This is a genomic window from Butyricimonas sp. Marseille-P2440 (assembly GCF_900091675.1).
Classification (GTDB): Bacteria; Bacteroidota; Bacteroidia; order Bacteroidales; family Marinifilaceae; genus Butyricimonas; species Butyricimonas synergistica.
Window position 1 is genome coordinate 196,988 of record NZ_LT594606.1, and the last position, 12,238, is coordinate 209,225.

A 12,238-nucleotide genomic window follows, 5' to 3' on the forward strand; every position below is an offset into this window, starting at 1 on the left:
TAGCCTGGTAAATGATAGTCGTCGTGCTTTGAATTTATCTTATAATGTATTAAATTTGTTGAGAGAAGTTAAGACCGGCAGCACGGTGAAGGCGAGTTACGGTTACCTCGCTGACGGTACGAAGTTGCGGGTACGTGACGCGGGGAGCAACGGTTTTGACTACGTGGGTTCTTTGACATACAAGAGCGGGAGTGGCGGTTTGCAACTGGAGTCGGCGAGTTTCGGTGATGGCGTGATCCTGGCGGGCACGGGCGGACAGGAGGTGAATTACTTCCTGACGGATCACCTGGGTAGTGTCCGGGTGATCGTGGACGGTAGCGGGGTGGTGAAGGAGCGAAATGATTACTATCCTTTCGGGGCTAGGCACACGAGGGCGGATTACCCTCAACTAGCTACTAACAGGTTCAAGTTTAACGGCAAGGAGGAGCAGGTAACAGGAGACTTGGGTTACCTGGATCATGGGGCGAGGATGTATGATAGTGGGTTGGGAAGATGGTTTGGAATGGATATATTATCAGAGTATTACCTAGAGAGTAGTCCTTATCATTTTAGTGGTAATAATTCTATTCTGTTCATAGATGATTCTGGTATGGATTATTGGAGTACCAATGACCCTTCGCGAATTGCAAGTTTTTTATGGTCGTTAATGAATGGGGCCAATTATTTTGATTTTTGCGGGTGGAATCACGCTACAGACGCTGAATTTACAGGAAATCTAACTTATAATGATGAAACAGGTAAATTTTACACGTGTTACGGAACCGAGAGAGATGGAGAAACTGTTATTTTCGGATTATCATTTGATGCTAATATATTACCAGTAGTGGAATCAGCACCGTATCAAGGTGCTTTTGTTCGAGAGCCATTATCAGGTTTTTGGCAAAATCTAGGTTATTATACCGGTATCGGGGGATATGATACATATCCCGGGTTTATGTATGATTGGAAGGTTAGTAGAGAGGGAAGATTAACTGGAATAAAACCAATTGAATTAGTTGCTCCTGATATTGGAATAGGAAAAGGCGGGTTGTTAAAATCTGTCAAAATAGCTTCAAAAGGATTACCTCACGGGGATGCAGGACGTGCTTTTAGCAAGGCGGAAAAACAGATCAAAGAGTTGGAAAAGCAATTAAAAACGGCAACCGGACGTGTAAAAATAAAGTTGAAAGAGAAAATAAAAAATATAAAGAAAGATGCGCAAAAAAAGCAAAAAGGAGAAACACATTGGAGAAGGTAAAACTTTTGCAACTAAAAGTATAGGGTTAGTTCCTAATATTTCGTATAATAATTTTTTTATATGGGATGATATCACGAAATATATGCATTTACCTCATGAATTGATTCATTCAAGAGAAAATGAGAATGAATATGATGATTATTATTTTCCAGAGGAGAAAGTGAATTTATTGGTAAACGAGGAGAACAAAATAGAAACAATATTATGTACTGAAGAATGTTATTGGGCTGGAATAAATTTGATAAAATTACCTTATGAGCATTTTTTGGCCATGGTGAATTATCGAAAACCCAATGAAGAAGATTTGTTATATGTCCTAGTGTCTAGTAAGCGAGGTCAAAATCAAAAAGTATACACTTTTGATGAGTTTGGATTAATGTTATGGGCATGGCGTGGAAAAATTGTAACAGTATACATTAATGACTTTAGGGAAAAGTAATTTGGAAAAAAGTTGATTGTATTACCCTGAAAAAAGTTTACTTGTACCGATAACTTTAGGCGGTATATTGAAAGTTTGAAATATCGAGGAGGAAAAAACAGAAACTTCCTCGATATTTATTTTGTTAAGTTTGACATTATTCTGATAAAGATGTCATGATAATTGTACTCGGATAACACGGGGAAAGTGTTGCTTGTTAGAACGGTAACATGATAAATCTGAAACTTTCTAAACCTTCGGGGTGGGAAAATAGGATTTTTGTACTATTTTTGAAGGCTTAAAAATAGTCGGATGAAGAGTAAGAAACGGAAATACTGGAATAAATTAAAAAATCGCTACAAGTTGACCATTTTTAATGAGTCTACTTACGAGGAGGTTATGCATCTTCGACTGTCTCCTTTGCAGGTGTTGACGGCGCTGAGTTCGTTGGCGGTAATATTGATTATTTTGACGATCATGTTGATCGCTTTCACGAACCTGAAAGAGTTTATTCCCGGTTACCCGAGCCAGCAATTGAGGCGGCAACTTACCCAAAATGCTTTGCGGGTAGATTCATTACTCAATGAAGTGCAGAAAAAAGATCGTTTCCTGCATTCAATACAGATGATTTTAAGGGATGAAGAGTTAGACACCACGCGTTACGTGGTATCTGCCGAGGATATAAAAGCGAATTATGATACGACGATGCTGGGCGTGTCCCCGGAAGAAGCGGGTTTCCGCGAGACGATGGAGAGGGAGGAACGGTATAATTTGTCGTTGGGACAGGTCAGTTCTTCGGATGATGATTTCTATCATTTCTTTTCACCGTTAAGTGGCATCGTGACGAATCATTTTGACGAGGGAACACGCCACTATGGCGTCGATCTTGTTGCCAAACAGAATTCCAATGTCTTGTCCGTTTTGGATGGAGTGGTGATTTTCACGGATTGGACGATTAAGACGGGATACGTGATACAAGTACAGCATAATGGAAATTTGGTTTCAATGTATAAACACAATTCGGTATTGTTGAAGAAGCAGGGGGATTTCGTGCGTGCGGGAGAGGCTATTGCGGTGGTTGGAAACACGGGGGAGGAAACAACGGGTCCGCACTTGCATTTCGAGTTGTGGCAGGCTGGAAAGCCTTTGAATCCGGAGACGTTTATTAAGTTTAAGTAAGTAGGTGTTTTTACGAGTAGAATTTGATGAAAAATATAGCAATATTAGGATCAACCGGGTCTATTGGGACACAAACGTTGCAAGTGATCGAGGCAAATCCGGAACGGTTTCGCGTGGAAGTGCTCACGGCAAATAATCAGGTGGAGTTGTTGGCGCGGCAGGCGAAACAATTTAAACCGAATATGGTGGTGATTGGGAATGAGGAGAAGTTGGGTGAGTTGCGGGATTTGTTGCAGGATGAAGATATAAAAGTGTACGCGGGAAGCGATGCAATAGCACAGGTCGTGCAGACCTCCACGATTGACGTGGTGGTGACTGCCATGGTGGGATATAGCGGTTTGCTTCCGACGATAAATGCGATAAAGGCGGGGAAGACGATCGCTTTGGCAAACAAGGAAACGTTGGTGGTGGCGGGAGATCTGATTAACCGCCTCGTGGAGGAGTATAAAGTTGCCATATTGCCCGTGGATTCAGAACATTCTGCTATCTTCCAGTGTTTAGTGGGAGAACACAATAATCCGATTGAAAAAATATTGTTGACTGCTTCCGGGGGACCTTTTCGGGGGAAAGATTACAACTACCTGAAGACGGTAACGGCGGCACAGGCTTTGAAACACCCAAATTGGCACATGGGGGCGAAGGTGACTATCGATTCGGCTTCCATGATGAATAAGGGGTTTGAGGCAATTGAGGCAAAATGGCTGTTCGGGGTGCAACCTTCGCAGATTGAAGTGTTGGTGCACCCGCAATCTCTGGTACATTCCATGGTGCAGTTTCAGGACGGTAACGTGAAAGCACAACTTGGGGTTCCCGATATGCGCTTGCCGATACAATATGCTTTGACTTATCCGGAGCGGGTACATAGCGATATTCCCCGTTTGGATTTCGGGGTTTGTTCCAGCCTGACGTTCGAGAAGCCAGACGTGAAGACATTCCGTAACCTGGGATTAGCTTACGAGGCAATGAACCGGGGTGGAAATGCCCCCTGCGTGTTGAATGCGGCGAACGAGGTAATGGTTGCGGCTTTCTTGCAAGGAGAGATTTCTTTCACGGCGATGTCTGACGTGATCGAGGCAACCTTGGATAAAGTCGATTTCATCCAGCAGCCAACGTTGGAGGATTATATCGCGACCGACCGGGAGGGAAGGAGAATAGCAGAGCAATTGAAAATGAAGTAATCACAGGATAATAATAAATCTAAAATTAGAACATGGATGTATTAGTAAAGATATTGCAGTTTTTGTTGAGCCTCTCCATTCTGGTGATGTTGCACGAGATGGGGCATTTCTTCATGGCGAAGCTTTTCAAGGTGCGGGTAGAGAAGTTTTTTATTTTCTTTAATCCCTGGTTTTCCATATTCCGTTTCAAGAAAGGGGAAACGGAGTATGGGATGGGATGGCTGCCTTTGGGCGGATACGTGAAAATTGCGGGAATGATCGACGAGTCGATGGATTTGGAACAGATGAAGGAACCGCCAAAGCCTTATGAATTTCGTTCCAAGCCGGCGTGGCAAAGGCTGTTGATTATGGTCGGGGGGGTGCTGGTCAATTTCTTACTGGCATTCTTTATATACATTATGGTGCTTTACACGTGGGGTGAGGAATATTTGCCCGCGGAGAACGTGAAGTACGGTGTCGTGTGTGATAGTATCATGCTGGATGCGGGAATGCGTAACGGGGATATTGTCTTGTCGTTCGACAACAAGAAAATCGAGCGGTTTTCCGATATCATGACCCATCTTTTGCTGGAAGAACCGAAGACCATGCAAGTGTTGCGGAATGGGCAGATGGTGAATATAAATATTCCTCCTACTCTGGTGAAGGCAATTCTGGGACATTCGTCCAATAGTATCAACCCGAAGAACTTGCTGGCACTTCGTTACAAGTACGAGGGTGCTATCGAGGCATTTCCCGAGGCTTCCCTCGCGAAGGATGCCGGGATGTTGGCGGGAGATACGATTATCGAGGTGGACGGACAGGGATTTACCTACTATGATGAGTTCCAGAGTCTCGTGCAGAATCATCGGGACAGCGTGTTAACCGCGAGAGTGTTGCGGGGGCAGGATACGTTGACCGTGTTTATCGGAATGGGTGATGCCAAGTTTATCGGGATTTACCCGAAGCTTGTTTTTGATTTTGAGTTTGCGGTGAAGAAATATTCGTTCTTTGCTTCGATTCCCGCTGGTATTGACATGGGGTTGGATAAAATCAGCTCTTACCTGAAACAGTTTAAATTGTTCAAGAATCCGGAAGCGATCAAGTCGCTCGGTGGTTTTGTTTCTATCGGGAATGTTTTCCCCAGCGTGTGGGATTGGAATGCGTTCTGGAATCTGACAGCTTTCTTGTCGTTGATTCTGGGAGTGATGAACTTGTTGCCAATTCCGGCTTTGGATGGGGGACACGTGATGTTCCTCCTGTATGAGGTGATTACCCGCCGCAAGCCCAACGAGAAGTTCATGGAGAATGCCCAGATAGGCGGGATGTTTTTCTTGATATTCCTGTTGTTGTTCGCTAATATAAATGATATTCTGAAACTGGTTGGTTTTTATTAAAAGAGTTATGAGTGAAATGGTTGAGCAATTCCGGGCGTACCGGGAGAAAATGAACGAGAAAATTCTTGCCGCTGACAATAAGGTGATAAAGCGTATCTATAATCTGGATACGAATACATACATGGACGGGGCGTTATCCGCTAAAGTGAAGGAGATGATGGGTTTGGCGACTTCTATGGTGTTGCGTTGCGATGATTGTATCAAATATCATCTGGAGAAATGTTACCAACATGGGGTGACCACGGAGGAGTTGTTCGAGATCTTCTCGGTGGCGAACCTGGTGGGTGGTACAATCGTGATTCCGCACACCCGAAGGGCTTTGGAGTACTGGGAAGAATTGCATATTCATTGAGTAGAATATTTTTGTACCTTTGTGTGGTTTATGGATAAAGGTTAGTGTGTATGTCGTGGAATAAAATACTTAAAATTATTTTATTGGGGATTTGTTTCCTCGTTTTTTTTTCGGTAAAGGGGAATGTACGTGACAGGGGATTCGTCTTGGTGATTAATTCGTACACGGACGGCACGATATGGTCGAATTATGCTATCGACAGTATCAGAAAAGACCGTACTATTAAGGAAGATATCGTGGTGGAATCTCTAAACACGCTGTTGTTTGAAGATGAAAATAGTTTACGGGAAAGAAGAGAGTATATCCTGGAAAAATACTTGGAACAACCAAGGGCAATCGTTTTACTTGGGAGTAGCGCATGGAGTTTCTTTGAGGAGGAAGTGCGTGGAAGATGGAAAGATATACCGGTGATTCTTTGCGTGCAGGCTGATTACGTGGGAACGGTAAAGTCTGTGTTGGGGAAAGGTGAAATAGTTCCGGGTGAGGTTATTCCTTTGGGAAAATCACGGCTTGGCGATAATGTCACGGTTATCGAGTGCCCGGTATATATTCGGGAAACCATAGAGGAAATGAAGGTTGTGCTCCCGAAGATGGAGAAGGTCATGTTGATTTCAGACCATCGTTATGTCAGTTCTCAAATTCGTTATAAGTTTCAGCAGGAATGCCAAGAGTATTTTCCAGAACTTAAGGTTGCGTATTTCACAGAGGGGAAGATTACTTTGGATCAGATGCTTGATTCTATAGCGTCTTATGATATAGAAAAAGTCGGTTTACTTTATTTTTCATGGATACAGCGAGAGGAGATGTCTGGTAGTAAATATTTGACATCAAATAACCACAAGACGATTTGTACGTTTGATAATCATCCGATTTTTTGTCTTGAAGATGTGGGTGTTGCCGACGGGGAGATGGCGGGTGGTTATTTTTATCTTGGAAAAGATTTCGGGCATACAGTTGCAAAGACTCTAAGGAAGGTCATGGGGGGAACAGACGTGAAGGATATTCCTTGGCAAAAGGCAGGAGAACCGGGCTACTATTTGTGTTATAATGTATTGCAGAAAGCGGGGATTTCTTCTTCTTTGTATCCTGATAATGCAATCTATTTCTTTGCCCCGGAAACGTTTTGGGCTAAATACAAGTATTTGTTATTCGTGATTATTGTATTGCTACTTTTGCTTTACGTGATGTGGATCAGGATACGTTTGCTGAAACAAGAGAGGACTTTGCATGATAAGGAAGTTTCGTTGTTAAAAAAGTACGAAACTCTTTTCAATAATATGCCTATTGCTTACATGAAGCATCAGTTGGTGTATAATGCCAAGGGCGAGTTGGAAGATTATCGGGTTCAGGATATAAACCCGATGTTCAAGAAATATTTCGTGCAGGGGGATGTATTTATCGGAAAGAAGGGAAGCGAGATACCGTCAAGTAGTTATAAGGAATATCTCGTCCTGTATAAAAGAATGCTTGCGGAAAAGAAATCTTTGACAATAGAATATTATCATAAACGAACACAAAGGTATTACGAAGTATTGTTTATGATTTCGGCAGAAAAAGATATGATGGATATTTTCTGTGTGGATATCACGGATCTTCGAAAAACGAAATCTATGCTGGAATCTGTTAATTACAAGCTGGCAATGGCTTTGGATGTGGCGAGTATAACGCCATGGCGTTGGGATTTGGAGAAAAAGACGATGTTGTGTGACGTGAATCGCCCGATTGAATTAAAGCATTTTGGAGGTGATGAAGATGCCCTGGCAGTTCCGGAAGAACAATATTTCGCGAAAATTCATAAAGACGACCGGGAGAGGGTGAAGGCTGCTTATATATCATTGATAGAGGGAAAAGTATCGAAAATAAAGGAAGAATACCGTGTCCTGGATAAAAGTGATCATCATTATTCATTCGAATGGGTTGAGGCACAAGCTACCGTGGATAAAAAAGACAAGAACGGAAAAGTGGTGTCTTTAGTCGGGTCTTCCGTGGTGATAACCAAGCGCAAGCGAATGGAGTTGGATTTGAGGGAGGCTAAGGAGCATGCGGAAGAATCGAATCGGTTGAAGTCTGCATTTTTGGCTAACATGAGCCATGAAATACGCACTCCCTTGAATGCTATCGTGGGTTTCTCGAATATTCTGGCATCGGCAGAGGAAGAGGACGAGAAAAAAGAATATATCAATATTATCGAGAATAATAACACGTTGCTTTTGCAATTGATTAGTGATATTCTTGATCTTTCCAAGATAGAATCCGGTTCGATGGAATTCAATTATTCCGAATTTGACTTGAATGCTTTGATGCGCGAGCTGGAACAGACTTCACGGTTAAGATTGACAACCTCGGCGGTGGAAATTATTTTCGAGGAGAGTCTGCCGGAATGTTGTATCCGGTCGGAAAAGATCCGGTTGACACAAGTCGTGTCTAATTTGATTAATAATGCGATTAAATTTACCAAGCAAGGGAGTATCCGTTTCGGGTATCACCCGTTGGAGAGAAATTCGCTTTATTTTTATGTTTCGGACACCGGGTGCGGGATTGAGTCGGCGAAGAAGGATTCCGTGTTTGAGCGTTTCGTGAAATTGAATTCATTTGTTCAAGGTACGGGGTTGGGATTGCCTATATGCAAGACCATTATTGAACGCCTGGGAGGGAAGATCGGTGTCGAGTCCGAGATCGGGCAAGGTTCCACGTTCTGGTTTACCATCCCTTACGTGGCGGTGAAGATACATAGGGAAGAAATCCAAGAGGAAGAATTTGTTCCGCAAGTTGTAGAGAAAAACAAATTGAAGATACTGATCGCCGAGGACAACTCGAGTAACTATATGCTTTTCGAGTCTATACTGAAGAAGGATTACCATTTGATTCACGCTTGGGATGGGATGGAAGCCGTACGGTTGTTCAAGGAGCATGAGCCTCATTTGGTGCTGATGGATATTAATATGCCCCAGTTGAACGGGTATGAAGCAGTACAAGAGATTCGGAAAATATCTTCTTCGGTCCCGGTAATTGCCGTGACGGCTTATGCTTACGCTTCTGACGAGGAAAAGATCATGGCAAGCGGTTTTGACGGGTTCACGTCGAAACCGATTAACGCTAATGTGTTGAGGAGTAAGATTATCTCTTTGTTGGAGAAGAGGCTTATTCTGTTATAGTATGCTTTCGAGAAGTTTCGCTGGGGCGTTTATTATCGTGTCCTGTCTTATTTGTGGAATAGCCGGGGGACAGGGACGTGTCTGTTTTCGGGTCGTGTTCTATAATGTCGAGAATCTATTCGATACCCGAAAGGATTCGGTAAAAGCGGACGGGGATTTCACTCCGCGGGGCAGGCTATATTGGACAAAGGAACGGTATAGTCGGAAATTATTGCATATCTCGAGAGCTTTAATTGAGGCGGGAGGCGCAGTGTTGCCGTCTGTTATCGGGTTGGCAGAAGTTGAGAACAGGCACGTGTTGGCGGAGTTAGCCGGGAAGACCGGGCTGGCGGATGGTGATTACGGGATTGTACACGCGGATTCGCCGGACGTGAGAGGAATTGATGTTGCGTTATTGTACCGGAAAGCGGATTTTAAGGAATTGCGTAGTCGTTTCTTTCCGGTAGAGTTGGAAAAAGGGGAAAGGACACGGGATATCCTGTATTGCGAGGGGGTATTGGGTGGAAGTGATACTTTACATTTTTTTGTTTGCCATTTTCCTTCCATGCGAGGGGGTGAAGCCCGGAGCGAGTGGAAAAGGATAAAGGCGGCTTCCGTGGTAAAAGCGAAGATCGATTCAATACGGTTGTGTCATCCCGAAGCGAAGATCGTGGTCATGGGCGATTTGAACGGCAAGGCAAATACTCGTGCCCAGCAAGTGCTGAATACGGAAAATGCCGAAAAACGGGCGATTGTTTCCAGTCAGCTTTATAATACGGGATATTATTTGTTAGGGAAGCCCTGCGGGAGTTATCGTTACCGGGGGGAGTGGCAGACGTTGGATCACCTGATTGTTTCCGGAACCTTATTGGATGGCTCGCGTGGTCTGCAATCATCGGTACGAATGAAGGTCGTGGCATCCGATTTTTTGTTGGAGGAAGAGAAAGGGAGTTATGGCAAACGACCGAAACCGACCTATCGGGGACAAAGGTATATCGGGGGATATAGCGATCATCTACCCGTGTTCATTGATCTGCAAAAATAAAATTCGACAAAAAAGATTTTCCTGAAAATAAAAGACTATTTTTGTGCAAAATTCATAGAAAAAGATATGGACGATTATCATCAACGGTATTAATCTGGATAGGGGTTCTCGATAACGACCTCTATTCATAAAATGAAGGAGGATTTATTATGAGAACTTTCCTAAGGGGTAAAGTAGGGTTTGTGGAGAAAAAAGTGTGGGAACCTAATTGCTGGATTAATGTTATTTCACCTACTCAAGAAGACATTCGGTATTTGCTTGACGAGAAAGGTGTTCCGGAAGCTTTTATTGACGACATCGAGGACGTGGACGAGCGTTCCCGTCTGGAAGTGGAAGAGGGATGGACCTTGATGATTATGCGTATTCCTTTTAAATCAATTGATAACAGTATCCCTTTTATCACGGTGCCGCTGGGTATTATCGTGAAGGGGGATGTGTTCGTGACCGTGTGTTTCCATCAGACGGAGATGGTGCCGGATTTTATCAATTACGTGATTCGGAAGAATCTGGAAATCGAGAATAATTGGGATCTGGTATTTCGCCTTTTCCTGTCTTCGTCAGTTTGGTATCTGAAATACCTGAAACAGATCAATGCCCAGATGCACATGGCGGAGGTGGAGTTGGAAAAATCTATCCGTAACGAGGAACTGCAACGATTGTTGAAAATTGAAAAGTCTTTGGTGTTCTTCATTACTTCCTTGCGGGGGAATGACAATCTGTTGATCAAGATGAAGACGTTGAAGACGCAACGGCAATTCTTTGATGAGGATTTGGTGGAAGACGTGGAGATCGAGTTGCGCCAGGCACAGGATTCCGCTCGTATATACAGCGATATATTGAGCGGGACTATGGATGCTTATGCTTCCGTGATTTCCAATAATTTGAATATCGTGATGAAGCGAATGACAAGCATTTCTATCATATTGATGTTGCCGACGTTGATTGCCAGCTTGTACGGGATGAACGTGCCGAATTCCCTAGAGGAGAATCCTTATGGATTTTTGATTGTAATTATAATATCTATCTTGTTTTCCTTGTTCGGGTATGCCTTTTTCAAGTGGAAGCATTGGTTCTAAAGTTAATTATAAAATTGCCGTTATTTTAACAAACTCTTAACGGTTTGACAATAAACTTTTGAAGATATTTGATGTCTTAACTTTAGTGTCGTGAACGCCTGTGTACAAACGACACAATGGATAATTGTATGTAATAATTTTTAATATGAACAAAGGGTTAAAAAGAGTTTTACAGATAGGAATACCCGTTGTGGTAGTGGGTGTTATCTTAATCCCTCGTTTAGATTTTTCTTCAAAAGACGATTCCGGTGATCTTCCCCCGGTGACGGCATCGAAAGGGGCAGCATCAAGAGGAGCATTGCCGGTGACGGGCATCGTGGCTTCCTTGTCAACTTCTTCAAACGGTATTCCCGTGACGGGAACTTTGGTCGCCAACGAAGAAGTCGAACTGGTTTCGGAAACAGCGGGAAAGGTGGTCGAAATTGCCTTCGAGGAAGGGGCTTCGGTGAAAAAAGGCGCCTTGCTGGTGAAAGTGGATGATTCGGATTTAAAAGCCCAGCTGGAGCGGTTGGAGTATCAGCAAAAATTGTTGGAAGCGAAGTTGGAGCGTCTGCGGGTGTTATTGGAACGGGAGTCTGTTAGTGTGGAGGAATTTCAGCAGTTGGAAACGGAATACAATATGAATTTGGCGGATATTGAGCTTCTGAAAGTAAAGATCAACCGTACTGAAATCCGTGCTCCTTTTGACGGGCGGATGGGATTCCGCTACGTGAGTGTGGGAAGTTACCTGCAACCCAGCACGAAAGTATCGACTATTGTGGATAATTCTTTTTTAAAGGTTGAATTCGTTATACCCGAGAAATATACCGTGGGAGTCCCGTTGATCGGCAGAAAGATTACCTTTGAGGTCGCTGGGTTGGAGCATGATATTAACGCGGAAGTTTACGCTATTGACCCGCAGATAAATGACCGGCATGCGGCTACTTTGCGTGCCCGTTACCGTAACACGGACAATTTGATGGCGGGAATGTTTGTCAAGGGACAATGGAGTACGGCGGAAGGATTGAAATTTATTCTAATCCCGACAGAAGCCGTGGTGCCCGAGATGGATGGCAAGCGCTTGTGGGTGATGAAAAACGGGAAGGCAACCAGCGTGGCAGTGCAAACCGAGAGTCGGGACAACAAATTTGTTGAGATAACGTCTGGTATCCAGATTGGGGATACCGTGCTGACCGGTGGTTTGATGCAGTTGAGAGAAGGAATGCCCGTGAAGCTAAACAATTGAAAATTTAAAATCTAAAATTAG

At 43.6% G+C, this 12,238-nt stretch carries 10 protein-coding genes; all 10 read left to right on the forward strand.

Translation table 11 applies throughout. From position 1 onward, the window contains the following. Positions 1-55: 55 nt before the first annotated feature. The 10 genes from BN8899_RS21040 (at position 56) to BN8899_RS00880 (ending at position 12,217) form a co-directional block, all read left to right on the forward strand. Complete coding sequence (locus tag BN8899_RS21040) at positions 56-1,237, forward strand: RHS repeat-associated core domain-containing protein (protein WP_231932226.1); 1,182 nt, start codon at positions 56-58, stop codon at positions 1,235-1,237. Beyond that, the gene (locus BN8899_RS00840) at positions 1,194-1,676 is read left to right on the forward strand and encodes a hypothetical protein (RefSeq protein WP_231932227.1); all 483 of its coding nucleotides are present in this window, start codon (positions 1,194-1,196) and stop codon (positions 1,674-1,676) included. The genes BN8899_RS21040 and BN8899_RS00840 overlap by 44 nt, the downstream gene beginning before the upstream one ends. Positions 1,677-1,967: 291 nt before the next feature. Further along, a complete protein-coding gene (locus BN8899_RS00845) occupies positions 1,968-2,834 on the forward strand; it encodes a M23 family metallopeptidase (protein ID WP_018338731.1) in 867 nt (288 codons plus the stop codon). A gap of 26 nt (positions 2,835-2,860) precedes the next feature. Continuing rightward, a complete protein-coding gene (locus BN8899_RS00850; protein ID WP_065217921.1) occupies positions 2,861-4,012 on the forward strand; it encodes a 1-deoxy-D-xylulose-5-phosphate reductoisomerase in 1,152 nt (383 codons plus the stop codon). A gap of 32 nt (positions 4,013-4,044) precedes the next feature. Then, the gene (gene rseP / locus BN8899_RS00855; RefSeq protein ID WP_018338733.1) at positions 4,045-5,385 is read left to right on the forward strand and encodes an RIP metalloprotease RseP; all 1,341 of its coding nucleotides are present in this window, start codon (positions 4,045-4,047) and stop codon (positions 5,383-5,385) included. A 7-nt stretch (positions 5,386-5,392) separates the two neighbouring features. Then, positions 5,393-5,737 (forward strand): carboxymuconolactone decarboxylase family protein, encoded by a 345-nt coding sequence (locus tag BN8899_RS00860; protein WP_018338734.1) that lies wholly within the window; start codon positions 5,393-5,395, stop codon positions 5,735-5,737. A gap of 50 nt (positions 5,738-5,787) precedes the next feature. Continuing rightward, the gene (locus BN8899_RS00865) at positions 5,788-8,892 is read left to right on the forward strand and encodes an ATP-binding protein (RefSeq protein WP_065217922.1); all 3,105 of its coding nucleotides are present in this window, start codon (positions 5,788-5,790) and stop codon (positions 8,890-8,892) included. 1 nt (position 8,893) lies between these two features. Then, positions 8,894-9,916: an endonuclease/exonuclease/phosphatase family protein gene (locus BN8899_RS00870; protein ID WP_018338736.1), complete on the forward strand. Its 1,023-nt coding sequence runs from the start codon at positions 8,894-8,896 to the stop codon at positions 9,914-9,916. Positions 9,917-10,065: 149 nt separating this feature from the next. Next, positions 10,066-10,992, forward strand: coding sequence for a magnesium transporter CorA family protein (locus tag BN8899_RS00875; protein ID WP_018338737.1), 927 nt, complete (start codon positions 10,066-10,068; stop codon positions 10,990-10,992). 145 nt (positions 10,993-11,137) lie between these two features. Beyond that, a complete protein-coding gene (locus BN8899_RS00880) occupies positions 11,138-12,217 on the forward strand; it encodes an efflux RND transporter periplasmic adaptor subunit (protein WP_065217923.1) in 1,080 nt (359 codons plus the stop codon). Positions 12,218-12,238 lie beyond the last annotated feature (21 nt).

Coding starts and splice junctions, on each gene's coding strand:
- BN8899_RS00840 (WP_231932227.1), top strand. CDS start 1,194: ATGCGCAAAAAAAGCAAAAAGGAGAAACACATTGGAGAAGGTAAAACT.
- BN8899_RS00845 (WP_018338731.1), top strand. CDS start 1,968: ATGAAGAGTAAGAAACGGAAATACTGGAATAAATTAAAAAATCGCTAC.
- rseP (WP_018338733.1), top strand. CDS start 4,045: ATGGATGTATTAGTAAAGATATTGCAGTTTTTGTTGAGCCTCTCCATT.
- BN8899_RS00870 (WP_018338736.1), top strand. CDS start 8,894: ATGCTTTCGAGAAGTTTCGCTGGGGCGTTTATTATCGTGTCCTGTCTT.
- BN8899_RS00860 (WP_018338734.1), top strand. CDS start 5,393: ATGAGTGAAATGGTTGAGCAATTCCGGGCGTACCGGGAGAAAATGAAC.
- BN8899_RS00875 (WP_018338737.1), top strand. CDS start 10,066: ATGAGAACTTTCCTAAGGGGTAAAGTAGGGTTTGTGGAGAAAAAAGTG.
- BN8899_RS00865 (WP_065217922.1), top strand. CDS start 5,788: ATGTCGTGGAATAAAATACTTAAAATTATTTTATTGGGGATTTGTTTC.
- BN8899_RS00880 (WP_065217923.1), top strand. CDS start 11,138: ATGAACAAAGGGTTAAAAAGAGTTTTACAGATAGGAATACCCGTTGTG.
- BN8899_RS00850 (WP_065217921.1), top strand. CDS start 2,861: ATGAAAAATATAGCAATATTAGGATCAACCGGGTCTATTGGGACACAA.